At 60.5% G+C, this 24038-nt stretch carries 24 protein-coding genes and 2 tRNA genes; 15 read left to right on the top strand and 11 right to left on the bottom strand.

The window, feature by feature from the left end:
• Positions 1-272: 272 nt before the first annotated feature.
• Positions 273-1181 (bottom strand): MBL fold metallo-hydrolase, encoded by a 909-nt coding sequence (locus tag CCGE531_RS05280; RefSeq protein WP_120663243.1) that lies wholly within the window; start codon positions 1179-1181, stop codon positions 273-275.
• Positions 1178-1480: a cupin domain-containing protein gene (locus CCGE531_RS05285; RefSeq protein ID WP_120663244.1), complete on the bottom strand. Its 303-nt coding sequence runs from the start codon at positions 1478-1480 to the stop codon at positions 1178-1180. The genes CCGE531_RS05280 and CCGE531_RS05285 overlap by 4 nt, the downstream gene beginning before the upstream one ends.
• A 157-nt stretch (positions 1481-1637) precedes the next feature.
• Here CCGE531_RS05285 and CCGE531_RS05290 point away from each other — a divergent pair.
• From CCGE531_RS05290 to CCGE531_RS05300, 3 genes are all read left to right on the top strand, one after another.
• Positions 1638-1712, top strand: a tRNA-Gln gene (locus CCGE531_RS05290).
• Positions 1713-1894: 182 nt separating this feature from the next.
• Positions 1895-2968, top strand: coding sequence for a glycosyltransferase family 2 protein (locus tag CCGE531_RS05295; RefSeq protein WP_120663245.1), 1074 nt, complete (start codon positions 1895-1897; stop codon positions 2966-2968).
• On the top strand, positions 2968-4689 hold the full coding sequence (locus CCGE531_RS05300) for a hypothetical protein (protein WP_120663246.1): 1722 nt from the start codon (positions 2968-2970) through the stop codon (positions 4687-4689). Before CCGE531_RS05295 ends, CCGE531_RS05300 begins: the two co-directional genes overlap by 1 nt.
• Positions 4690-4860: 171 nt before the next feature.
• Here CCGE531_RS05300 and CCGE531_RS05305 read toward each other — a convergent pair whose 3' ends face one another.
• The gene (locus CCGE531_RS05305; protein WP_120663247.1) at positions 4861-5280 is read right to left on the bottom strand and encodes a hypothetical protein; all 420 of its coding nucleotides are present in this window, start codon (positions 5278-5280) and stop codon (positions 4861-4863) included.
• 303 nt (positions 5281-5583) lie between these two features.
• On the opposite strand from CCGE531_RS05305, the gene CCGE531_RS05310 reads away from it, so the two are divergent.
• From CCGE531_RS05310 to CCGE531_RS05335, 6 genes are all read left to right on the top strand, one after another.
• Positions 5584-5660 (top strand) — tRNA-Pro (locus CCGE531_RS05310).
• 444 nt (positions 5661-6104) lie between these two features.
• On the top strand, positions 6105-6815 hold the full coding sequence (locus CCGE531_RS05315) for a pentapeptide repeat-containing protein (protein ID WP_120666515.1): 711 nt from the start codon (positions 6105-6107) through the stop codon (positions 6813-6815).
• A 36-nt stretch (positions 6816-6851) separates the two neighbouring features.
• Entirely contained in the window at positions 6852-7349 is a 498-nt protein-coding gene (locus CCGE531_RS05320) for a GAF domain-containing protein (RefSeq protein ID WP_120663248.1), read from the top strand.
• Between the two features lie 179 nt (positions 7350-7528).
• A complete protein-coding gene (gene msrB, locus CCGE531_RS05325; RefSeq protein WP_120663249.1) occupies positions 7529-7978 on the top strand; it encodes a peptide-methionine (R)-S-oxide reductase MsrB in 450 nt (149 codons plus the stop codon).
• Positions 7975-8502, top strand: coding sequence for a peptide-methionine (S)-S-oxide reductase MsrA (gene msrA / locus CCGE531_RS05330; RefSeq protein WP_120663250.1), 528 nt, complete (start codon positions 7975-7977; stop codon positions 8500-8502). The genes msrB and msrA overlap by 4 nt, the downstream gene beginning before the upstream one ends.
• Positions 8502-8915: a DUF6314 family protein gene (locus CCGE531_RS05335; RefSeq protein ID WP_120663251.1), complete on the top strand. Its 414-nt coding sequence runs from the start codon at positions 8502-8504 to the stop codon at positions 8913-8915. The genes msrA and CCGE531_RS05335 overlap by 1 nt, the downstream gene beginning before the upstream one ends.
• A gap of 32 nt (positions 8916-8947) precedes the next feature.
• Here the strand turns inward: CCGE531_RS05335 and CCGE531_RS05340 are convergent, their stop codons facing one another.
• The 4 genes from CCGE531_RS05340 to CCGE531_RS05355 form a co-directional block, all read right to left on the bottom strand.
• Positions 8948-10009 (bottom strand): 3-deoxy-7-phosphoheptulonate synthase, encoded by a 1062-nt coding sequence (locus CCGE531_RS05340; protein ID WP_120663252.1) that lies wholly within the window; start codon positions 10007-10009, stop codon positions 8948-8950.
• A gap of 456 nt (positions 10010-10465) precedes the next feature.
• On the bottom strand, positions 10466-11527 hold the full coding sequence (locus CCGE531_RS05345) for a porin (protein ID WP_120663253.1): 1062 nt from the start codon (positions 11525-11527) through the stop codon (positions 10466-10468).
• 425 nt (positions 11528-11952) lie between these two features.
• Positions 11953-12318 carry a hypothetical protein gene (locus CCGE531_RS05350; RefSeq protein ID WP_245458990.1) on the bottom strand — a complete coding sequence of 122 codons (366 nt, stop codon included), beginning with the start codon at positions 12316-12318 and terminating at the stop codon, positions 11953-11955.
• Between the two features lie 222 nt (positions 12319-12540).
• Positions 12541-14103: an MFS transporter gene (locus tag CCGE531_RS05355; RefSeq protein ID WP_120663254.1), complete on the bottom strand. Its 1563-nt coding sequence runs from the start codon at positions 14101-14103 to the stop codon at positions 12541-12543.
• Between the two features lie 181 nt (positions 14104-14284).
• Here CCGE531_RS05355 and CCGE531_RS05360 point away from each other — a divergent pair, with 181 nt between their 5' ends.
• Positions 14285-15208, top strand: coding sequence for a LysR family transcriptional regulator (locus CCGE531_RS05360; protein ID WP_120663255.1), 924 nt, complete (start codon positions 14285-14287; stop codon positions 15206-15208).
• A 168-nt stretch (positions 15209-15376) separates the two neighbouring features.
• Positions 15377-16435, top strand: a complete 1059-nt coding sequence (gene hisC / locus CCGE531_RS05365) for a histidinol-phosphate transaminase (RefSeq protein ID WP_120663256.1) — start codon at positions 15377-15379, stop codon at positions 16433-16435.
• A gap of 119 nt (positions 16436-16554) precedes the next feature.
• Here hisC and cysN read toward each other — a convergent pair whose 3' ends face one another.
• The 3 genes from cysN to CCGE531_RS05380 form a co-directional block, all read right to left on the bottom strand.
• A complete protein-coding gene (cysN, locus tag CCGE531_RS05370) occupies positions 16555-18045 on the bottom strand; it encodes a sulfate adenylyltransferase subunit CysN (RefSeq protein WP_120663257.1) in 1491 nt (496 codons plus the stop codon).
• A gap of 1 nt (position 18046) precedes the next feature.
• Positions 18047-19000, bottom strand: a complete 954-nt coding sequence (gene cysD / locus CCGE531_RS05375) for a sulfate adenylyltransferase subunit CysD (protein ID WP_120663258.1) — start codon at positions 18998-19000, stop codon at positions 18047-18049.
• A gap of 128 nt (positions 19001-19128) precedes the next feature.
• Positions 19129-19866: a phosphoadenylyl-sulfate reductase gene (locus CCGE531_RS05380; RefSeq protein ID WP_120663259.1), complete on the bottom strand. Its 738-nt coding sequence runs from the start codon at positions 19864-19866 to the stop codon at positions 19129-19131.
• Positions 19867-20357: 491 nt separating this feature from the next.
• On the opposite strand from CCGE531_RS05380, the gene CCGE531_RS05390 reads away from it, so the two are divergent.
• The gene (locus CCGE531_RS05390) at positions 20358-20804 is read left to right on the top strand and encodes an Rrf2 family transcriptional regulator (protein ID WP_120663261.1); all 447 of its coding nucleotides are present in this window, start codon (positions 20358-20360) and stop codon (positions 20802-20804) included.
• A gap of 163 nt (positions 20805-20967) precedes the next feature.
• Here the strand turns inward: CCGE531_RS05390 and CCGE531_RS05395 are convergent, their stop codons facing one another.
• On the bottom strand, positions 20968-21621 hold the full coding sequence (locus CCGE531_RS05395; RefSeq protein ID WP_245458991.1) for a DUF1223 domain-containing protein: 654 nt from the start codon (positions 21619-21621) through the stop codon (positions 20968-20970).
• Between the two features lie 282 nt (positions 21622-21903).
• Between CCGE531_RS05395 and CCGE531_RS05400 the strand changes: the two genes are divergently transcribed.
• From CCGE531_RS05400 to CCGE531_RS05410, 3 genes are read left to right on the top strand one after another with little or no spacing between them, the layout of a single operon-like run.
• The gene (locus CCGE531_RS05400) at positions 21904-22764 is read left to right on the top strand and encodes a cytochrome b/b6 domain-containing protein (RefSeq protein WP_120663263.1); all 861 of its coding nucleotides are present in this window, start codon (positions 21904-21906) and stop codon (positions 22762-22764) included.
• Positions 22761-23537: a molybdopterin-binding protein gene (locus CCGE531_RS05405; protein ID WP_120663264.1), complete on the top strand. Its 777-nt coding sequence runs from the start codon at positions 22761-22763 to the stop codon at positions 23535-23537. The genes CCGE531_RS05400 and CCGE531_RS05405 overlap by 4 nt, the downstream gene beginning before the upstream one ends.
• 54 nt (positions 23538-23591) lie before the next feature.
• The gene (locus CCGE531_RS05410; RefSeq protein ID WP_120666519.1) at positions 23592-23864 is read left to right on the top strand and encodes a hypothetical protein; all 273 of its coding nucleotides are present in this window, start codon (positions 23592-23594) and stop codon (positions 23862-23864) included.
• Positions 23865-24038: the final 174 nt, after the last annotated feature.

The raw sequence follows: 24038 nt of genomic DNA on the forward strand, positions 1-24038 counted from the left end.
GAGGGGAAATCGCATATGAGGCATGTCGGCGCCGCAAGCTCCTTCTCCCCGAGGTGGTCCGAAGGACGGGTTGAGACCCGCGGCTCAACCCCGGCGAGGTGGCCCGAAGGGTCGGATGAGGGGGAGTGCGGCAAAGAAATAATTCTTTGAAAAACAAGAATCTTTCTTTCCCGTGGTGACACCCCCTCACCCTGCCCTCTCCCCGAGGGGAGAGGGGGAAATCGTGCCCGCCATTCAAACTTCGGAAATCGCCGATAGCCAGCCGTCCCGGTTCAGGCGGGACGATAGGCCCCGAAAAGCGCCGGCGGCCCGTCGGTTTCCACCTGACCCTTCTCGACCAGATCTTCCAGATGCGCCAGCACCGAAAGGGCGGCCGCTCCATGCAGGCGCGGGTCGGTATCGCGATAGATGGCTTTCACCATGTCCGGGATCAGCCGGTCGCCGGCCTTGATGCGCTCCAGCACGGCGCGCTCGCGCATGCGGCGATGGGTCCGCAATCCTCGCATGAAGGATGCGGGCTCCTTCACCGGCCCGCCATGGCCGGGCAGGAACAGCCGGTCCTCGCGGACAAGAAGCCGCTCCAGCGACGCCATGTAATCCGCCATGGAGCCGTCGGGCGGCGCCACGATCGAGGTCGCCCACGCCATGACATGATCGGCGGAAAAGACGATGCCGGTGCCGTCGAGCGCGAAGCAGGCATGGTTTGCCGTATGGCCCGGCGTCGTGAGCGCCGTCAGCTGCCAGCCGTCTCCGGAGACGCTTTCGCCGTCGGCAAGCACGATGTCTGGCTGGAACTCCATGTCGGAGCTTTCGGCGAAGGGATTGACCTCGCCTTGATGGAGCGGCCGCGCGGCACGATGCGGCCCTTCGCCGACGGTCAGCGCCCCCGTCGCCTCCTTCAGCCTTTTCGCAAGCGGCGAGTGATCGCGGTGGGTGTGGCTGACGAAGATATGCGTGACCTCGCGCCCCTTCAGCGCCGCCATCAAAGCGGCGAAATGCGCCTCATTCTCCGGACCGGGATCGATGACCGCGACGGAAGAGCCGCCGACGATATAGCTGTTGGTGCCGTGAAAGGTGAAGGCGCTGGGATTGTTGACCGTCATCCGCTCGATGCCGGGCGCGACCGGTACGGCGCGGCCGTAGGCGGGTTCGAAGGCAAGGTCGAAGTCAGGCGTGCTCATGATTGCTTGTATTCGATTTCGATAAAGGACATCGGCTCGGCGCCGGCATTGACGACATTGTGCTCGACACCCGCCTCGCGCCGATAGGCGGCACCCTTGGCGATATCGACCCGCCGGCTGCCGCCAGGTTCCTCCAGCAGAAACCGGCAATCGGTCATCGGCACCACGACATAGCCGAGGCCATGGACATGATGCCCGGTATCGGCGCCGGGCTCGAAATCCCAGCGGGTGATGCGGCAGACGGCGTCATCGAGAAGCACGGTGGGCACGGCCGGCGGGCGGGCGCGAAACTGGCTCATCGGATCTCCTCATGCGCAATGCAATGCCGCAAGACCTATCATAGCCGCCCGGAAAGCACACAGAAATATGCATCCGCTCATCACTTAGTCATTGTAGCCGGATGCGACCTTTGCTAATCAGACGCCGATTGGCTGGTGTAGCCGCCATTTCCTCTGTTGGGGCGTCGCCAAGCGGTAAGGCACCGGTTTTTGGTACCGGCATTCCCAGGTTCGAATCCTGGCGCCCCAGCCATTTGCTTTCCAATATTCTAAATCACATGAACTTCATGATCTACGCGTTGCAACAATAGTCTTTGCAACATCAAAGACATTGGCTGAAGAAATTCCCGTCGCGGCCGCCGTTATCTCCACCACTTAAATATTGTTTGACCATTTTCCTCCATCCTGTTCGCCATCATCTCGATACAGGCGATCATGAACCACGCTCCCTACGAATTGCTGCTTTCCATCGTTGCCCCCTGCCACAATGAGGAGGAGGGGCTTGGCGAATTTTGCCGGCGGGCTGTTGTGACGGCGCGGGGGATTGCCGGTGAGGCTTTCGAGATCATCCTGGTGGATGACGGGTCGACTGACGGCACCTGGGAGGTGATCGCCTCGCTTGCCGTGGAGACGCCGCAGGTGCTTGGCGTGCGGCTGATGCGCAATCACGGTCACCAGCTGGCTGCCACCGCCGGCCTTGCCGCCTCGCGTGGCGAGCGGGTGTTGCTGATCGATGCCGATCTGCAGGATCCGCCGGAACTGTTGCTGATGATGATGCCGGTCATGGATCGCGGCGCGGATGTCGTCTATGGCCAGCGCGTGCGCCGGCAGGGGGAGAGCTGGTTCAAGCTCGCTTCGGCCTCGCTCTTCTATCGGCTGCTGTCGCGGCTCGCCTCGGTGGCGATCCCGCGCGATGTCGGCGATTTCAGGCTGATGCGGCGCCGCGTCGTCGATATCCTGCTGGCGATGCCGGAGCGGGACCGTTTTATCCGCGGCATGGTGAGTTGGATCGGCGGCAAGCAGGTGGCGCTGCCCTACGAGCGCGATGCGCGCTTTGCCGGCACCACCAAATATCCACTGCGCAAGATGATCAATTTCGCGCTCGATGCCATCACCAGCTTTTCGACCGTGCCCCTGCGCATCAGCACTTGGCTCGGCCTCGTCAGCGCCGGCTGCGCCGCCATGCTGCTGCTCTATACCCTTATCCGCTGGTTTGCGGGCGAAACGATTGTCGGCTGGTCGAGCATCATGGCGGCCATCACCGCCTTCAGCGCTATCCAGCTCATCTGCATCGGCATCATCGGCGAATATGTCGGCCGGCTGGTGCAGGAGAACAAGCGGCGGCCGATGTTCATGATCGAAAGCCTGCTGCAGGGCGGCCGATCGCTCGATATCCCCAGCGACTTCTCCGATCTGGATGCGACCGGCAAGCGGCAGGCGCTCGAGCGTGTCTTGAGCGGCCCCAGTGAAGGGGCTGACAGCGCGGAGCAGGTGAGGGCGATCCGCTGATGCCGCAACCATCAGCAAGCGCGCTATCGGCCGAAGGCGCGGCCGCTTCCCCGCATGTGCACGAAACAGTCGATACCGATGCCATCATCGTCAGCCAGAAGCCGGGCCTTGCGATTGCCGCCTTTCTGATCCTCGTCGCCATTTTCGTAACCCTCTTCAAATTCCCGCCGATCCTTGATTATCCCAACCACTATGCCCGCATGTGGCTGCTCGCCGGCGGCATCGACACGCCGCCGTTTGACGAGATCTATACGCTCGATTGGAACCGGACCTTCACCAATGTCGGCATCGATCTCGCCGCCTCTTGGCTGGGGCCGCTGATCGGCGTTTCGCTGCTGGCGCGCAGCTTGCTCTTCCTGGCGATCGTGCTGCCGCCGCTCGGCGCGATAGCGCTGCACCGGCGCCTCTATGGCGGCGGCTATTACTGGCAGATCGGCATATTATACTTCGCCTGGTGCGCGACGCTGATCGGCGGCTTCATCAATTTCCAGATCGGGCTCGGCTTGGCGCTGCTTTTCGCCAGCGCCGATCACGCCCTGCAATCACGCAATCCGGCTGTATTGTTTGGCTGGCGGCTGCTGGCCGGCCTGCTGCTGACCGTCATGCATATTTTTTCGCTGGGCTTCTACATGGCGCTCGTCTGCGGCCTCGAATTCTCGCCGACGATGGCCGCCTTGAGATCGCCTGGGGCCTTCCTGCGCCTGTGCGGCAGGCTTCTGATCGCAATGCTCGCCTGCACCCTGCCGGCGATCTGCCTGTTCCTCTATCAGCCTGTCTTGCCGGATGGCGGCGGCGGCCTGGATGCATCCTGGAACGATTCCGTCGTCCTGATCCTGGCAAACCTCATGTCGGCGCTGTGGAGCTATGCGCTGCTCGCCGACATGCTGCTCCTGATCCCGCTGATCCTCGTCTGCACCTATGCGGCGCGCACGCGCCGTCTGACCATCCATGCCGGCATGGCGGTCGCGGCTGCCGGTCTGCTGCTTCTGTCCTGCGTTGCGCCGCGTCATATGCTCGGTACCGGCTGGATCAGCTGGCGCTTCCCCATCATGATGGCGCTTGCGGCCATGGTGACGGTCTGCCCCTTGCCACGCTTGCCGCGTCGCCAGGCTTTCCTCGTCATGCTCGTGCTCTCGACCGTCGTACTGGGACGAACAGCCTGGATCGGTTTCAACTGGTGGCAGGGGGACGCCGATGCCGCCGCCGTTCGCACTGTGCTTGCGGCCGTGCCCGAGGGCGCAGCCGTCCTGCCGGTCATGCGGCAACCGAACGAGCACGGCGTTGCGGATCATCGCTATTTCGCCTGGAACCAGGATACGTTCCGGCATCTGCCGACGCTTGCCGTCCCTTACGCCCATGCCTTCGTGCCGACGGTCTTCACCGCCAAGGGCAAGCAGCCGCTGACCGTGTTGCCGCCCTGGAGCGATATCGCCGTGCCGGAAGGCAACCTGCTCTCCATAAGCCTGCTGGATTGCCCCGACGAGATCAGGGCCGTCAGCGGCATCGCGCCCTATCTCAACGATTGGCGGCGGCGCTTCGATTTCATTCTGCTCGTCAATGCGGATGTCGAGGATCGTTTCGGCGGCGCTGATCCGCAAGGCGTGAGGCTCGCCGCCGAAACGCCCTTTGCCAAGCTCTATGCCATCGACAAGGCCTTCATGCCGGCGGCCGACGTGCCGCCGCCGAAAAGCTGCGCCAAAATCGCGGCTGCCGACGGCTGAGATCTGCAAACGCAACCGGCGGCCCTTGCAGGCCGCCCGCTGGCATTGTCCCGTGATGAAGCTTTACAGCGCCGCGCGTCTTTTAAGACGCGCCAAGGACGCTGTAACACTTTGAAATGCTGCATAATTTTCCCTTAAATCGATTCCGATTTAAGGAATTACGCAGTAGCCTCAGCCGTCCGCTGCTTCTGCCTTTTCCGGCGGAGCCAGAAGCTCGGCGCAATAGGACGAGCCGCTGGCACCCGGCTGGTCGCCGAGAATTTTGACCGAGCGGATCTCGTAGCTCTGGTTGGTGACGATATCGGCCTTGCAGCTGAGAGAGCGCTTGCCGGCCTTCTTGCCGTCCTTGTTGACGATGGTGACGTTCTTGTAGCCGCCGCGCCAGGTGTAGACGCGGCTGCCGCCTTCGTCACGGTCGGAGAGCGGCGGGCCGTAAGCCGCGAAGAAGCGGCCTGCGGATTGGCCCTGCCAGCGATCCTGAACGGGATTCTTCGCAAGCAGCGGCAGGGCTGCTGTCGTTGTCGTCGTCGTGGTGCTGCAGCCGGCCAGTGCCAGCAACAGTCCAGCCGCGGTGATCATGCGGATATTCATCGTGTCGTCCTTGAGCTTCTGTCACGCATTCGGTTGCGGAAAAGCCGCTGTCCCACGGCATTTTCCACCTGTCCCGCCTAGGGCTTTAGCGCCAAAGCCGGCAAAAGAAAATTCCCATCCGCGTGTACAAGCGGGATTTTACTCGATCTGTTGCGTCTTTTGCACGCCCGCATTTTCACCCCCGGTTTCCTGCCGATTTTCTAGGCAGACACGGCTGTAATTTTTTCGTCAAAAATCAAAAGGTTTTTTGAGATTGGTGCTTGTGCATCAAAAATGGCTGGTCTATAGAAGCGCCGCTGGTCACGGAGTGTAGCGCAGTCTGGTAGCGCACCACGTTCGGGACGTGGGGGTCGAGTGTTCGAATCACTCCACTCCGACCAGCTTAAAACACTGATCTCCTTCCCGAAAAATCTCCCCCCGAAATTATGATCTGAGATCCTGTCCGAAGATCGGGCAGTTATTGGCTGATGCGCGATTGCCTTTTCCGCACCGCTACATGGCGGCCTGGAGATCGGCTCGCCTAAGATCGTCTTCAGCGGCCGGATGGCTGGTTTGGAGACTGGATGCATTTCTCCGCCAGCATTACCGGCTAACATCATACCGCGCATCACGCCAGCTTTTGCAAAACCGGCTCTTTTTGTCGCCCGAAGCACTATATACAAGGAAGAGGGGCGTGCATCCGACTCAGACAAGAGTTCGGCTGGCAGGTGCTGGAGCGGAGTGACGGAATGGATTTTGTCGATGGGGCGGCCCGGGTGGCCGGTGAGAAATTTGCGAGCGCGCAAAGGCGGCGTGCTGCATGGTCGGGCGCCATGGGGCGGAGAATGGGGATAGCCACGGGTCTTGGCGTATTGGCGCTGAGCGCGGTGTTCCTGCTAGGCCCCGGCACCAATGCGCTGCGTGCTGGCGATTGCGGCAATGTCGCAGCACCCGGCCTCGATTGGAGCGGATGCAGCAAGACCAACATCATGCTGCCGAACAGCGATCTGCATGGTGCCAATCTCGCCGGTGCCCATCTCGATAGCACCGATTTGAGCGATGCCAACTTGACCTCCGCCAATCTCGAGAAGGCGACGCTGGTGCGCACTTGGCTGAAGAATGCCAAGGCCGACGGCGCGAACTTCGCAAAGATCGAAGCCTATCGCTCCGATTTCAGCAAGGCCTCCGCCAATGGCGCTTCCTTTGCCAATGCCGAATTGCAGCGGGCCGAATTTGCCGACGCGCAGCTCAACAGTGCCGATTTTCAGAAGGCGGAACTCGGGCGCGCCGATTTCGACAAGGCTGTGCTGACGGGTGCGAATTTCTCCTTTGCCAATCTTTCGCGGGCGACGCTGAACGGCGCCGTGATGGACGGCGCAACCTCCTTCAGCGGCGCGTTCATGTATCTCACCCGCATCGAGGGCCTCGATCTGTCGAAGGCAAGCGGCCTGCAGCAGGCGCAGATCAATCTGGCTTGCGGGGACAAGACGACCATATTGCCGTCCTGGCTGAAGGCGCCGTCCAACTGGCCTTGCCCGCCGGATGAAAAGGACTGACGATCTCTCAGACGGGCATCTTCGAAAGGCCAAGCCATGTTCGTGGAAAAAGCGATTCAAAACGACAGCAAGCCTGAATTCTATCGCGAGCTTGCCGATCAGCTGAAGGCCTTGCTTGATGGCGAGCGGGATTCGATTGCCAATGCCGCCAATACCTCCGCGCTGATCTTCCAGATGCTGCCTGACCTCAATTGGGCGGGATTCTATTTCCTGCGGCAGGCAAATGAACTCGTGCTCGGGCCGTTCCAGGGCAAGCCCGCTTGCGTGCGCATTGCCGTCGGCCGTGGCGTCTGCGGGACGGCGGTCGAGAAGGCCCGGTCGGTCCTCGTCGAGGATGTACATGCTTTTCCCGGACATATCGCCTGCGATGCGGCCTCGCGATCGGAGTTGGTCGTGCCGCTCTTCCGCGAGGGAAGGGTCTTCGGCGTCATCGATCTCGACAGCCCGCTTCCAGGCCGTTTCGACGGCGACGATCAGGCCGGCATCGAGGCGCTTGCTGCAATTTATGCCGCCTCATGCAAGGGGAATGGCTGAGGCGCGGGAATGGCAGGGCGTCACGCAGTCGTGATCGATATGGCAAACCGATCGCGTGATGCCTATATTGGCTCTGCAAACACTCCCTTAGCGCTGATCGAGCTTCATCCGGCCTTCTTGCGTCCCTTAGAGGACCCGGCTCAGCTCGGAATGCGTGCCGAGGGGCATGGAGAACAACAATGGGCAAATACAGCAAGACGGCAGAGGCCATAGCCAAGCTTACCCCTGAACAATATCGCGTGACGCAGCAAAGCGGCACGGAACGTCCCGGCTCCGGCGAACATCTCTACAACAAGCAGTCGGGCATCTATGTCGATATCGTTTCCGGCGAGCCACTTTTTGCCTCTGCGGATAAATTCGATTCCGGCTGCGGCTGGCCGAGCTTTACCAAGCCGATCGAGCCTGCCAATGTCAGCGAGTTGACGGATGCGTCGCACGGTATGGTGCGCGTCGAAGTGCGCTCGGCAAATGGCGACAGCCATCTCGGCCATGTTTTCCCGGACGGACCGATCGATCGCGGCGGCCTGCGCTATTGCATCAATTCCGCGTCCCTTCGCTTCGTGCCGCGTGACCGGATGGAAGCCGAGGGCTATGGTGCCTATATCGATCAAGTGGAGGATATAAGATGACAACGGAACGTGCAGTTCTCGCCGGCGGTTGCTTCTGGGGCATGCAGGATCTCATCCGCCGCTATGACGGCGTCATCTCGACGCGCGTCGGCTATAGCGGCGGCGATGTCCGCAACGCCACTTACCGCAACCACGGCAGCCATGCCGAGGCGATCGAGATCATTTTCGATCCGCGGAAGATCGGCTACCGCGATGTGCTGGAATTCTTCTTCCAGATTCACGACCCGAGCACGCGCAATCGCCAGGGCAACGATGTCGGCTTGAGCTACCGCTCGGCGATCTTCTACACCAGCGAAGAGCAGAAGCAGGTCGCGCTCGACACGATCGCCGATGTCGACGCTTCCGGCCTGTGGCCCGGCAAGGTCGTCACCGAGGTCGCGCCGGTCGGTGATTTCTGGGAAGCCGAGCCGGAGCACCAGGATTATCTGGAGCGCTATCCGAACGGCTATACGTGCCACTTCGTCCGGCCGGGCTGGAAGCTGCCACGCCGGCAGACTGATACAACGCAGCGCGCGGCTTCTTGATGAAAGGATCGGCCGGCATCGACCGGCTGAAACCCTATCTCGGGACTTGGGAGGTGAGGCGGCGGATCATTGACCGCTTCAATCGCTTCCTGATCACATTCGAGGGACAGGCGTTCGTCACGCCTGTCCAGTTCGAGGAGCATGGCGATACGCGAAGCGAGCACGCGACGCTAAGAAGCAGTCGCACCTATCGGCTTGATGACGCAGATGACGATGTCGTCGTGCGTTTCCCCAATCTTTCGGAATTCATCCGCATCGGTGAAGGCGCCTCGCAACGCGTCACCCATCATTGCGGCCCCGATCTTTACCGGGGCCGTCTCTTCTTTCGGACATCCGATGCCTGGGCGGAGATGTGGCATGTGCGCGGACCAAGAAAGCATTATCTGAGCCTCGCGCATTATCGGCGTATCTGACCCCAGCCTGTCTCCACGAATGGGAGACGGTTTCAGCGCGCCAGCCGTCGCCGTGCCTGGGCGGCCCTCGCCAGGTCTTCCAGCGTGCGAACGGAAGTCGGCCAGTCGATGCAGCCGTCGGTGATGCTCTGGCCGTAGACCAGCGGCTTGCCGGGCACGAGGTCCTGGCGGCCGGCAACGAGGTTGCTCTCCATCATCATGCCCTTGATCCGCCGATCGCCCGCCGAGACCTGCTCAGCGACGGAAGTCACGACGAGCGGCTGGTTTTCCGGGTTCTTGCTGCTGTTGGCGTGGCTGGCGTCGATGATGATGCGCGGCTCGAGCCCGGCCTTGAGGGACTGTTCCGCCGTCGCCTGCACGCTGGCGGCATCATAATTGGGCTGCTTGCCGCCACGCAGGATGATGTGGCAATCCTCATTGCCGCGCGTCGAGGCGATCGCTGCCAGGCCTTCCTTGGTCACCGCCGGGAAGTGATGCGGCTGCGACGCCGCGACGATCGCGTCGAGCGCGATGCGCACGTCGCCATTCGTGCCGTTCTTGAAGCCGACGGGGCAGGAGAGGCCCGATGCCAGCTGCCGGTGCACCTGGCTCTCGGTCGTCCTCGCGCCGATCGCACCCCAGCTCACCAGGTCGGAAATATATTGCGGCGTGATCGTATCGAGATATTCGCAGCCCGCCGGCAGGCCGATCTCGTTGACGTCGAACAGCAGCTTGCGGGCGATGCGCAGGCCTTCCTCGATACGGTAGCTGCCGTCGAGATGCGGGTCGTTGATCAGGCCCTTCCATCCCACAGTCGTGCGCGGCTTCTCGAAATAGACCCGCATGATGATTTCGAGATCGTCTGAGAAGCGGTCCTGCTGTTCCTTCAGCCGCGCTGCATAATCGAGCGCTGCGACCGGATCATGAATGGAGCAGGGGCCGATGACGACGATCAATCGGTCGTCCTCGTCGCGCAGGATATTGTGGACGGCATTGCGCGCCTTTGTGACGGTGGCCGTCGCTGCCTCGTCGCGGGGAATCTCATCTATGATCCGGGACGGCGGCGTCAGCGCCGTGATCTCGACAATGCGCAAGTCATCAGTGGAATTCAACACGGTATCGGTTCCTTTAAGGGTCATACCGTGGCGACAAAAAAGCCGCCAGGTAGACTAGCGGCTGTTCGGGTCTTTGCTGTCGTGTCTCTTCTAACTACGCACAGGCCCGCCTCCGCTGAGAGCAGCGGTACGAATAAAATCGCGAGGCATATGCGTGAGCGAATGACATGCGCTGTCTCTACGACAAAAAATGCTGGATGTCGATGCGTTGATCGCAGGGAAATGCAGGCAATTGGCCGCGGCGCGGCTATTTGCTCGACAATCGAAGCGATCGCTGGCCGGCTGATTTTCCGGCCTGCATGGGCACGCAATTTTGGCGGCGGAAGCACGCCATTCGAACGGCATCCGCAAAATGAATCGACCCCTTCTCGGAAGGACCGGCCCGACTTCGCTGGAAGTCGGACCGGTCCCCATCCGATCAGGGGTCAAGTCAGATCAGATCTCGGTAAAGAGGTCTTAGAAGCTACGCTGGAAGCGCAGAACGCCAGCCCACTGGTCCTGGTTGATGGAGTCCCAGTTGGTGTAGGAAACTTCCGGCTGAACCAGGAGGTTCTTGACCGGGTTCCAACGAACGTTGGCGGTTGCTGCGAAGATCTTCGAGTCGGTGTAGGCAACCTGAGCGTTAGCCTGCAGCTTTTCGTTGATCGGAACGGTGAAGCCGCCCCAGACAGCCCAGTCGCCCCAGCCGATGCCCTTGGCAGCGCCAGCGCCGTTGGCGTTTGCGTACTTGTTCAGCTTGTCGCCGTCGGTGTTCCAGCCGCCCATCAAGAAGGCCTTGAAGACGCCGAAGTCGGCATCGACGCGAGCCTTGACAGCGCCTTCTTCGACGATGGAGTCATAACCACCGACGATCTTGAAGCCGAAGTTGCCAGCCTTGTAACCAACACCGGCAACAGCGTCTGGAGCGTAGTGGTTGGAGCTGTCTTCGCCGTTGACGCCGGTAGCGCCAGCGCCGGAGTTGCTGTCTTCAACCGAGATCACAGCCGTGAAGCCGTTGCCGGCGTCGTAGTTGTAGGTCAACTGGTTGAGTTCGTACGGGCCGTCATTGACCACGTCGTCGTTGATGACGTTGCCGGCGTAACCGATGTACGAGTTGTACTGCGAGTCGGCCTTACCAACGAGGAAGCCACCGAGGCTGATGTTGGCGAACAGCAGCTTCGTGGTGGTGGAACCACCATCCTGCCAATCGAAGCGGTAGACCGTGTTGGTCTTCAGCGGGCCGTATTCGGTGTCGGTCGCGGTGTCGACGCTCAGCTGAGCGCGCGTGTGCCAAACCGTGCCATTCTTGCTGGTCGGGTTGTAGGCATCGTACCACTTGCCTTCGGTACGGACCATGCCGCCGATCTTGAGGCAGGTTTCCGTGCCCGGGATGAAGAAGTAGCCAGCGCCATATGCGTCGCAGATGCGGACGTATTCGAGCGGTTCCGGCTCGGCAGCAACGATAGCGTCAGCTGCATGGGCGCCAGAAACTACTGCCAGGGCAGCAGCGGAGCCGAGAAGAAGGCTCTTGATGTTCATAAAAACTCCAATCCAATATAGATTGGGCATAGGCCATCGCGCCGAAGAATCGACGTGCCTTACCCTATCCCTGTTTAAATACCCCGACTCGGGAGAAACGGGCCCCACCCGCTTCTGGTCCTTATTAGAGACGAATACCGAGAAAGTTATGTGATATATTTTTATCAGAATGCCTTTTTCGAGATTTTTAAATTTCAGTTGCAGGAAAGCCACATCTGCAAATACAGATAGTAAGTCACGCATAATATTGGCTACGTAATAGTCATCTCGAGGTACGAAATGACCGCCATCTCGATTTCAGTCTTCTTGCGGATACTGTGAGATGAGATCGAACGGCCGCGACTGGCGGCCATTTTACGTTTAACCGCAACGGTCATACTCGACCGGCGGCAGAAAGCGCCCCGTCGAAAGAACTGCTGGTTGTTTCAGTAGGATGCAGGCCGCTTCGAGGCGGAGACGATCAGCTTGCTGAGGGCCGAACCGATCATGATGCCCCAGAGCCCGCTGGTCATCCCGACGATGATATCGAACGTCGAGCCATAGTTGCCGTTCGCCACGAAATGCGACACGGAAAGAGCAAGCACGCTGCCGATCATCAGAAGGCAAGTGAAGGAGGGGGATTGCGGGTAGGCGAGGCGGGCAAGCATGCCCGCTATGCAGAGCGCGCCGGCACGAAAGATATCGAACGGATTGCCAAATGCGGCCTGCCAATCGAAATGCGCAAGGGTTACGCCGATGAGCGCCGCTATGTAGGTCCAGGCAATAGTTTTCAAAAACCGGTCTGATATCATGGGGATATCATATAACAGCAGTGCATATGAACGCCAACCTCGCGCCGTTCCGCAAATTGTCCGCGCACCTCTTCGGTGCGCACATTTTATGTGGTGGCGAAACATTCTGTTGCATCGCGCCAGGGTTTTCGGCCCTCCTAGGCCTTTGATTTGCCGTCTTGCTATGCCGCGATCACTGGCCCGACCGCCGAGGCCAAGGCCCCGGCTGACCGAAGACGCTGCCTAAGCTTTCGATGTGCGAAGCGTCTCTTCATCCTCTTGCAATTGATCCGCGTCTTCAGCGGTGACGGTCGATGACGCCCGGCCAAGGAAGGAAAAAACGACGATTGCCGTGACGGCGGTGATGGCCGTCAGGAGCCACAGCAGCGTGCTGAAGGCGTGGCCATAGTCCTGAACAAGAGCTTCATGCCCGATCGCCGGCGCATTCGAGGCAGCAGCGGCCAGATTGCCGGTGACGAGCTGTTGCGCGGCGGCCGAAGCATGCTCTCCCGCCGATATCCCGAGCTTCGACTGGATAAGGGCGGAGAGAACGGCGCTGACGATTGCAAGCGCCACGCCTTCGCCGGCGACGCGGGTGGTGCTGAAGATGCCGGTCGCCATGCCGGCGCGCTCCTTGGGAACGACGCTGACGGCAAGCCCATCCATCAGGCCCCAGGGCAGGCTGATGCCGATGCCGATCGCTAGCAGCGGGCCGATGAGCGCGGCAGGAGCCGAACCCGTTGTGAAATGGCTGAGCCAGAACAAACCCGCAGCCGAGATGACAAGGCCGGTGCCGCAAATCATTGCGGGGCTGAACCAGCGGGTCAGAAGGCCGGCGACGATCGGCAGGATGAGCAGCGGCGCCGACAGCGCAACCATCATCCGCCCGGCGGCGATCTCGCTCATGCCCTCGATGCCGACGAAGCGAACCGGCAACAGGATCAGCAGCACGACGAAGGCATAAGCGGGCGCCGCCGCCAGCAGCTGCACGCCGACGAAGCGCGGATAGCGAAACAGGCTGAGATCCAGCATGGGCCGCTTCACGATGCGCTCGATGATGCCGAAGGCAAGGAAGAGCAATGCGGCGCCGACCAGCAAGGCGATGACGAACGGATCGCTCCAGCCGGTTTCGGGCGCGCGCAGCATGCCGTAGGTGAACAGCGTCAAGGCGAGGGTGAAGCTCAGCGCGCCGGGCCAATCCAGCCCCGCCGCATCCGGATCACGGGACTCGCGCAGGAAATAGGCACCGAGACCGAGGGCGAGCAGCGCCAGGAAGACAACAAGGAGGAAGATCGACGGCCAGCCGAAGGCATCGATCATCAGGCCGGAGGCGATCGGCCCGAAGGCGAGCCCGACGCCGAAGCTGGAGCCGACGATGCTGAAGGCCCGCATACGCGCCGCGCCGTCGAATTCCTGCGCGAGCGAGGCCATACCGCCGGAGAAAGCGGCTGCGGCGCCGAGACCCTGCAAGGCGCGTAATATATCGAACCAGACGATATCGCCGGCAAATGCCAGCCCGGCCGAGAACAGTGCGAAGCAGCCGACACCGGAAAGAAAGATGCGGCGCCGGCCAAAACTGTCCGCCAGCGCGCCTGATGCCATCAGGCAGCTGCCGAAGGTCAGCATGAAGGCGTTGGTGACCCAGTTGAGGGCGATCGGGCTGCCGCCGAGCGTTCGGCTGATAGCCGGCAAAGCGACGGCCGGGCCGGTGAATGTGAGCGGCATCGCCGCCGCGGCGCAGCAGACGGCGACGAGCACGAAGAACTTTTCGGTCGGACTTGCGACCTTCATGTCGGTTGAGGTCATCGGATTACCATTGGGTTTGAGCAAGGGGAAAGCCGCGGGCAATCCTGGGAGTGGTGCTGGCCAAAGGGCCATCGTCCGCGGGCTTCAAATGACCCGAGCAAGATAGTTTTGCTGCAATCGGATGATAATAGCACTACAACTCCATATATACTGGAATAAAACTCTCGAATGGAATGTGCCCATGGATCGCTTGAGTGGATTGACGGCTTTCGTTCGCACGGCGGATCTCGGCAGTTTCGCTGCCGCAGGGCGCGTCCTCGGTCTTTCGGCCTCCGCCGTGGGCAAGGCGGTCAGCAATCTGGAACGCCAGCTTGGCGTTCGGCTGCTGCAGCGCTCCACGCGCAGCATCCGGCTGACCGAGGAGGGGCGCCTCTTTCACGAGCGTTGCCGGCGCGTGCTCGATGATCTCGACGATGCGCAGGCCTCGCTTGCCCAGGCGGTGGCCGTGCCGCGCGGGCGGCTGCGCGTCAGCGTGCCGATCGTCAGCTATCATTTCCTGCTGCCTGTCGTGCCGGAATTTGTAGCTCGCTACCCCGAAGTCGAACTCGATATCGATTTCAACGATCGCATCGTCGACATGATCGAGGAGGGGGTCGATGTCGCCATCCGCAGCGGCGACCTGCCGGATTCGCGGCTAATATCGCGCACGTTGCGGCCATTTCAGATGCTGCTCTGCGCCGCGCCCTTCTATCTTGAACGCTTCGGCATTCCCGATTGCCCGCGCGCGCTCAATGAGCATCTGGCCGTCAGGTTTCGCTTTCCCAACAGCGGCAAGCTACAGGATTGGCCGCTGACCATGCCGGAAGGCGAGCCGGAGCTGCGGATGCGGACGGCTTTTGCCTGCAACAACATGGAGGCGGTGCGCGGCGCGACGGTCGCCGGCCTCGGCATCGGCTGCATGCCCGATTTCCTCGTGCGCAGCACGCTTGCGGAGGGGAAGCTCAGAACCGTTCTCGATGATTTCATCGATGAGCCCGGCCATTTCCATCTCCTCTGGCCGTCCAATCGTCACATGTCGCCCAAGGTCCGCGTCTTCGTCGATTTCCTGAGCGAGCGGCTTTTCGCAAAAAGCTGCGAGGCTTTGCCGGCAACGGCTACTGTTTGAGAAAGAGACCTGGCAGCCGGTTTGAAGCCTGCATGCGCTCAGGCGGGATATTTTCCAGAATCGTCTTCGAAACGGTTGTCGCAGGAATTCGATTTTGCGACGGTAGAGATCTTACATTTAATTTGCCGCGTCGATCCGAGATCGGCGGCGGCCAGGTTGGAAATCACGATGAGCCGTTTCTGGAGTCCGATTGTTCATTCCTTGACCCCCTATGTCGCCGGCGAGCAGCCGACCACAGGCGGCATAATCAAGCTGAACACCAATGAAAGCCCTTACGGCCCTTCGCCGCTTGCGCTGGAGGCAATTTCGAAGGCAGCGTCCGACACGCTTAGGCTCTATCCGGACCCGACGGCGCGGGAGTTGCGCGCCACGATCGCCGAGAGCTTCGGGATCGACAAGGACGAGGTCTTCGTCGGCAACGGATCGGATGAGGTTCTGGCGCATACGTTCCAGGCGCTCCTCAACCATGAAAAGCCTCTGCTTTTCCCCGATATCACCTACAGCTTCTACCCGACCTATTGCCGCCTCTACGGGATCACGTTCCGGCAGGTTCCCGTCGATGCGGAGATGCGTGTTCGCCTTGACGATTATCGCCAGCCCTGCGGCGCGATCATCCTGCCCAATCCTAATGCTCCCACCGGGATCGGCTTGCCCTTATCGGATATCGAAGCACTCGTCCGGAAGCATCCCGATCAGGTCGTGGTCATCGATGAGGCCTATGTCGATTTCGGCGGCGAGAGCGCCGTCTCGCTCGTCAAGTCATATCCGAACCTTCTGGTGATCCAGACATTGTCGAAATCTCGCGGGCTTGCCGGTCTGCGCGTCGGTTTCGCCGTCGGGCAGCGGCCCTTGATCGAAGCCCTGGAAAGGGTCAAGGACAGCTTCAATTCCTATCCCATCGACCGGCTCGCCTTGGCGGGCGCCGTTGCGGCCTGGAAAGATCGCGACTGGTTCGAGCATCATCGCGCCCTGATCATTGCGAGCCGCGAGCGTCTGGCCGTCGGGCTCAAGGAACTCGGCTTCCACGTCCTCCCGTCATCCACCAACTTTCTGTTCGCGCGGCATCCAAACAGGCCGGGTGCCGATCTGGCGGCGGAGCTGCGGAGCAAGGGGATTTTGATACGGCGATTTTCGGCGGAGCGTATCAGCGATTTCCTGCGCATCAGCATCGGCACGGATGAGGAATGCGACCGCCTGCTGGCGGCGCTCGGCGAGATATTGCGGTGATCTGAAACCTCGAACGATCGCTCCGAGGTAGATTGTTAGCCTTCGGGCGGGGCAGCTCCTCCAAATAAAAAAGGCGGCCGGGCCAAGCCCGCCACCTTCTTTTTGTTATGCTATAGCGATCAGATGTCGCTTGCGGCATTCGTCCAGATTTCCGCGGCCTGTGCTGCGGTCACGCGGCGCACATCCGTTTCATCGCGGCGGCTGGCGAAGAGTTCGCTTGCCATGATCTGCTCGGCGAGATCGGCCGGCAGGGACAGGAGAACGCGCTGGCCTTCCTTATGGATGCCGCCAAGGTCGGAACGCCTGCCGGTGATCATGCCGCCGGCAACGGTGTTGTTGCTTTCGGGATCGATCAGGATGAAGGAACCGGTCGAGCGGTTCTGTTCGTAGGGGTCGAAGATGGCGCTCTCGTCGAACGTCAGGCGGACCTTGCCGATCGCGTTCATCCAGAGCGCCTGCGCCGGTGCCCATGCGCCCGTCTTGAGTTCGAGCTGGGCGATCGGCTGAACCTGCACGCGCTGGCGGCGGCTGCCGCTCTTCAGCCAATAGCGCTTGCCAGGTTCGATCCCTTCCGGCTGCAGCGCGACGATCTGGGCATCGAAGGAGAGGCCAGCCTGCGGCTGGCTGTCGATGGCGACGATCATGTCGCCGCGCGGCACGTCGACCTGACGATCAAGGACGAGGGTGATGGCATCGCCGGCAACGGCCGCATTGCGCACCAGATCGAAGGTCACGATCTTCGAGACATTGGCGACCATGCCCGACGGCAGGATCATGACGCTGTCTCCCGGCTTCACCGAGCCGCCGGCAACCGTGCCCTGATAGCCGCGGAAGCTCTCGCCGGGGCGGGAGACGCGCTGCACCGAAAGACGGAAGCCGACCGCCTGCGCCGAGCGGACGGTCGCCAGTTCCAGCGCCTCGACCAAGGTCGGGCCGTTGTACCAGGGCATGACGGCCTGGCCAGAATAGACGACGTTCTCGCCCTTCAGCGCCGACATCGGAATAGCCGTGATCTGCTTCACGCCGAGCGAAAGGGCGAATTCGCGGAATTCGTTGGAGATCTTCTCGAAGCCGGCGCGGTCGTAATTCGTCAGGTCGATCTTGTTGATGGCGACCACGAACTGCCTGATGCCGAGCAGCGAGGCGATGGTTGCGTGCCTGCGGGTCTGTTCGAGGATGCCCATGCGCGCATCAACCAAAAGCACGGCAAGATCGGCCGTCGAAGCGCCGGTTGCCATGTTGCGGGTATATTGCTCGTGGCCGGGTGTGTCGGCGACGATGAAGGAGCGCTTGTCGGTCGAGAAATAGCGATAGGCGACATCGATGGTGATGCCCTGTTCGCGCTCGGCCTGCAGGCCGTCGAGCAGCAGCGCGAAGTCGGGCAGGCCGAGATCGTTCTGCTTGCCGGTGGAATCGCGCTGGAGCGTGGCGGCCTGGTCTTCCTTGACCGCCTTGGTATCCCAGAGAAGACGGCCGATCAGCGTGGACTTGCCGTCATCGACGCTGCCGCAGGTGATCAGGCGAAGGGGGCGCGAGTCGCGAAGGGCTTTGGCCGGTTCGGCAGCAGGCCCAACAGCGGGAATCGTGACGACGTTGGCGTTTACGGTCATCTCAAAAATATCCTTCGCGCTTCTTCTTTTCCATGGAGCCGGACTGGTCACGGTCGATGGCGCGGCCCTGTCGTTCGGAAACCGTAGCGATTTCCAGCTCTGCAATAATGTCTTCCAGCGTCGTCGCTGTTGAACGGATGGCCCCAGTCAGCGGGAAGCAGCCCAGCGTACGGAAGCGGATGAGTTCTTCGCGCTTGGCTTCGCCCGGCAGCAGCTCCAGCCGCGGATCGTCCGCCATGATCATCATGCCGTCGCGCTCGACGACGGGACGCTTCGCAGCGAAATAGAGCGGCACGATCGGAATATCCTCGGCCTGGATGTAGCGCCAGATATCGACTTCGGTCCAGTTGGAAAGCGGGAAGACGCGAACGCTTTCGCCCTTGCGGATCTGGCCGTTATAGACGTTCCAGAGTTCCGGGCGCTGGTTGCGCGGATCCCAGCGGTGGTCCGGCGTGCGGAAGGAATAGATGCGCTCCTTGGCGCGCGAGGCTTCCTCGTCGCGGCGGGCACCGCCGAAAGCGGCGTCATACTGGCCGGCATCGAGCGCCTGGCGCAATGCTTCGGTCTTCATGATATCGGTATAACCAGCCGAACCATGGGTGAAGGGCGTAACATTCTCCGCCTTGCCGCGCGGATTGATGTGCTCGATCAGATCGAGATCGTACTTCTTCACGATCTCGTTGCGGAAGGTGATCATCTCGGCGAATTTCCAGCCGGTGTTCACATGCAGCAGCGGGAAGGGGATGCGCCCGGGATAGAAGGCCTTGCGCGCCAGATGCAGCAGTACCGAAGAATCCTTGCCGATCGAATAGAGCATCACCGGACGCTCGAATTCGGCAGCAACCTCGCGGAAGATATGGATGGCCTCGTTTTCCAGCGCCTTTAGATGCGGATCGAGCGGCGGCTTGATGCTTTGCGGATTGGAAATTTCCGTATCCGGACGGCTATCGGGCATTGATGACTCCAGAACTTTCAAGTGTCCCGACCGGAATATGGGCCGGAAAGAATGGACGCTTTGGCTCCCGGCAGATCGGCGGCGTAGGAAACGCGCCTTGGATCGAAAGACGAGAGCCGGCGGGTATTTTACTGTGCGGCGCCCGTGGCTTCTTCATGAACGTGCAGACCGCATTCGCGCTTTTCGTCGTTTTCCCACCACCAGCGGCCGGCCCGTTCGGGCTCGCCGGGCTTGATGGCCCGCGTGCAGGGCTCGCAGCCGATCGAGGGATAGCCGCGGGCATGCAGCGGGTTCACCGGAACGCTGTTGTCGGAGACATAAGCGCGGATGACATCGATGTCCCAATCGGCCAGCGGATTGATCTTGATCAGGTTGCGCTCGGGATCGAATTCGGCAAAGGCCGTATCGGCGCGGTTGGCGGACTGGCCGCGGCGCAGGCCGGTGATCCAGATGGTGGCGCCGGCGAGCGCTCGCGCAAGCGGCTTGAGCTTGCGCACGCCACAACAGGCATGCCTGGCTTCGACGCTCTCGTAGAAACCGTTCAGACCGTATTTTTCAGCATAGGCATCGATATCGGCCTGTTCCGGCTCGTAACGGATGATGCGGATATCGTATTGGCTTTCCGTCTCGTCGATGAGGGCGAGCGTTTCCGGAAAGAGGCGGCCTGTCTGCAGGGTTGCCACCTCGATCGGCAGGCGGTGATTGCCGATCTCCGCCGTGATCACCTGATCTTCTATCCCGAGCGACGTCGTGAACACGGCGCGGCCACCGAGGCCGGCGACGAGGGACAGACGGCCAGCAAGATCGAGCGATGCGAGCTGGCTGTTGAGCGTCGCGGCGTCTTCAATTGATGTAATGGCAGTCATGGTGGATCCTGTCCTGATGTTGGCAGGAGTATCGCAGCTCGTAACGTTCGCGGACAGAAAAATAGATTTCGAAACGAAGCGGATGGAGAGTAAATATCTCCATGAAGCAGCACCGATAAGGAAAAGCGAACGCCTCGGCTTTGAACCAAGGCGATTTGCCGCCGGCAGCGGCTCTTCGGAAGCACTTGATATGGCTGGCCATGTTTAAGTGCTTGCTTTAATGTCTATAGAAATAGTAGAGTTACACATAGCTTGTCAAACGGAAATCGGAAGTGATGCCCAAAATGATGCGCAGCGGCGGATTTTGCGCTAAACTATGGGCATAGCGACAAAGAATGACAACAAGTCTGGGTTGCTAGCGTCTCCTGGCGTTGCGCCATGGGTGTGAGTGCTTCGAAATTGCCCCGGGGACGAGGGCTGAGGAGTTCTGGAGCGGACCGGCTGAATCGATCGGCCGAACGTACCCGCATGTGTGTGTGAAGCGGTTCGAAATGATTACTCAGAAAGCAAAATATGCGCTGCGCGCGCTTTCGGCTTTGGCGCAATCCGAGGCCGGCGAGCCGATGATGATTTCCGAGATCGCGGCCCAGCAGAAGATCCCGAAGAAATTCCTGGAACAGATCCTTCTCGACCTGAAACATCAGGGCATCGTGATCAGCCGTCGCGGCAAGCAGGGTGGTTATTTCCTGCGCAAGCCGGCGGATGAGATCACATTCGGCGAAATCCTGCGCCTCATCGACGGTCCGCTGGCGCCGCTGCCCTGTCTGTCGCTCACCGCCTATCGCCGCTGCGACGATTGCGACGGTGAGCAGACCTGCGAAATCCGGCATGTCTTTGCCCGGGTGGCGGATGCGACGCGCAAGGTCCTTTTCTCGACGACCATTGCCGACGCCATTGCTCAGCCCGATGGGGCTGAGGTCACGAGGTTGATGGCCTAAAGCATGTCGCGCAAAAGTGCGCAGCGGCTTTGCGAGAACAGCATGCGCAAAAACAATGAATTAAAGTGTGCAAAGCGAATCCGAAGGATCGCGTCACGCTTCAAGTATCTTGTCCTGGTTGAGATGATACGGCTCTCGACATCTCGATCCGCATCGCGGCAATTCAGTCGGTTGCCGCTGCGAGTATGGGGCCACCCTGTTGCTCCTGAACCAGAATTGCGGTGCGAAGCTCATCCGGTGCTTTCGAGAAATCGAACGTGGTAGGCTTTCCATCCCATTGCCCGAGATGCTTCAACGCATGCACGACGTGGGTGTGGGGCAAAGTGCTGCCGGCGTTTTCGCCACGCGCGATCGGCACATTGATGAGGTTTGGATCATATCGGATCAACCAGACGTCCGCTGCCGATCTCGGGGCTTCACCGCCCCCTATCCGAGCGCCGCTCTGGCTAAGGGCAATGGACGGTCCCTTCAAGCGGGAGACGGTTGCCAGAAGCTGGGTCACATCGGCCAGGTTGTTTCCAACGACTGTCCTCGTTCCGTTGACGACCATCTGAGGGGTATAGGGCCCTGACTGATGGAGCGGGGCCTCATACGCAACCTGCCTGTCCGTAAATTCCTGTTTGTCGAAAATGTCCTTCCAGCCGAGATAATCCCAGTATGTCACGGCGAAGCTCAAGGTGAGGACGTCATCACGCTTGCTGAGCTTTATGAGGTTCGCGTTCGCCGGAGGACAGGACGAACATCCCTGGCTCGTGAAGAGTTCGACAACCGTGAGGGAGCGGCTATCGCTTGATGCGCCATACGAAACACTCGCCATGACACACACAGCTGCTCCGGTGATCAACAGTCTTGTTAGTTGCTTCATCGCTTCTCTCCCAATGGCTTCATCATGGGCTTCGTGAAGAAATCGCCACTTGTTACACGCTCACAGTTTTGTGACCGAGTGGATCGGGCGTCTTTGGCCGGGTAGCCCCTGAGCGTTCAAGCGGAATGGCGGGGTTCGCCCCCAAAAATTATTTCGCCACGCCTGTAACAACCGCACTTCATCGCTCGTATTCCCTAGCAGCACAGCCGTGTAGCTGGCGCGAGAGGAGCGACCATGGCCACCGTGGACCACCTGGATACATCACCGCCGGCCGGCCCGACGAAGATATTGATTCGACGGCATTCACTCGTCACCCGGATCACCCATTGGCTCAACGTTATCTGTCTCAGCCTGCTTCTGATGAGCGGCTTGCAGATATTCAATGCCCATCCCTCGCTCTATTGGGGGCAGTACGGTGCCGATGCCGATCCATCCTGGCTTTCGATCGGGTCCGTCCAGGATGGGGACAGCACCCGCGGTGTCCTCCGCATCGGTCGCCTGTCCGTCGTGACAACAGGCATTCTCGGCGTCTCGCGGGAGGGCGGCGAGCTGACGGAGAGGGGTTTCCCAACCTGGGCGACCATCCCGAGCTATCAGGATCTCGCGACCGGCCGCCGGTGGCATCTATTCTTTGCCTGGCTCTTCGTGATCAATGGATTGATCTATGCGCTGTACGGCTTTGTCGGTGGTCATTTCCGGCGCGATCTCGCACCGAGCGCTGAAGAACTCTCACCCGGCCATCTGAAGCAGGAGATTGCCGACCATGCGCGGCTGCGCTTCCCGAAGGGGGAAAAGGCGCGGCGCTACAATGCCCTCCAGAAGCTCACCTATCTGATCGTCATCTTTATTCTGCTGCCGCTGATGCTCGCAACCGGGCTGACCATGTCGCCGGGCATGGATGCCGGTTTTCCCTTCCTGCTCGATGTCTTTGGTGGACGACAGTCGGCACGCTCCATCCATTTCATTTGCGCCTGGTCGATCGTGCTCTTCGTTCTGGTGCATGTCGCCATGGTCATCCTCTCCGGCCTTTGGAACAACATGCGTTCGATGATCACCGGCCGCTACAGGATCGAAAGCGAAGGGGTCCGGAAATGACATTCTTCATCACACGACGCCGCCTGTTGATCGGATCAGCGGCTGGGCTGAGTGCAATCGGCCTGACCGGCTGCGACGGCGTCGTCCAGAACATCAAGGTTCAAAATGTACTGGCGATGGCGGAAAAACTGACGATGAAAAGCCAGCGGCTTCTCGTCCCCAAGGACAAGCTTGCCCGTGAATTTTCCGAGGCGGACATTTCACCGACCTTCAGGCCGAACGGCACGAGCCAGCCCGACAGCGAGGACTATGCCCGGATGATGGCGACGGGCTTTGCGGACTGGCGATTGAAGATCGACGGGTTGGTCGAGCATCCGGTCGAGCTCTCATTGGCGGATCTGAAAAAATTGCCGTCGCGCACACAAATTACCCGACATGACTGCGTGGAGGGTTGGAGCGCCATCGGGAAATGGACGGGCGTACCGCTCGGACCTATCCTCCAGAGTGCAGGCTTGAAGCCAGGAGCCCGCTACGCCGTGTTCTACTGTGCCGACCAGCTCGAGCAGACGATCGACGGCAGCGGTACCTACTACGAAAGCATCGATCTGATCGACGCCTTTCATCCGCAGACAATTCTTGCCTATCAGCTCAACGGCAAAGACCTCGAAGTGGCTCATGGTGCACCGCTCAGACTGAGAGTCGAACGGCATCTTGGCTACAAGCACGCAAAATACCTGATGCGCATCGAAATCAAGGACAGCTTCGCCAGCCTTTGGGGTGGCAAGGGCGGGTTCTGGGAGGACCGCGGCTACGAGTGGTACGCGGGAATATAGCCGTTCGGAAAACGTTTGACTGCGGGCAATGATGCCCATCACAAGGAGAAGACCATGTTGAAGATTACTGCGGTAGCCATCGTTCTTGCATCCGCCTTCACGCTTCCGGCTTTTGCCGATGACACAATGATGGCCACGAAGTGCGACGACGCATCGATGATGAAGATGCAAGCGAGCATGGACAAGATGACCGACCCGATGATGAAGGACAAGAAGGAAATGGCCTCCAAGGAAATGATGATGGCCAAGGACTCCATGAAGGCCCACAAGATGGACGATTGCAAGATGCACATGGACAATGCCATGAAGAGCATGGGCAAGATGTAGCAATGATCCGTGGCGGCCGGGATTATCCGGTCGCCACATTCCTTACAGTATTGCCGGGGCCGTCTGCACGGGGCTCTTCGCCAGGATGCGATGCCAATTCTCAGTGGATATCGGCAGCGTCCACAACGCAAACATCCGATCGAGATCGACATAGATATAGCGGCGGTTTGCTGT

Source organism: Rhizobium sp. CCGE531 (genome assembly GCF_003627795.1).
Classification (GTDB): Bacteria; Pseudomonadota; Alphaproteobacteria; order Rhizobiales; family Rhizobiaceae; genus Rhizobium.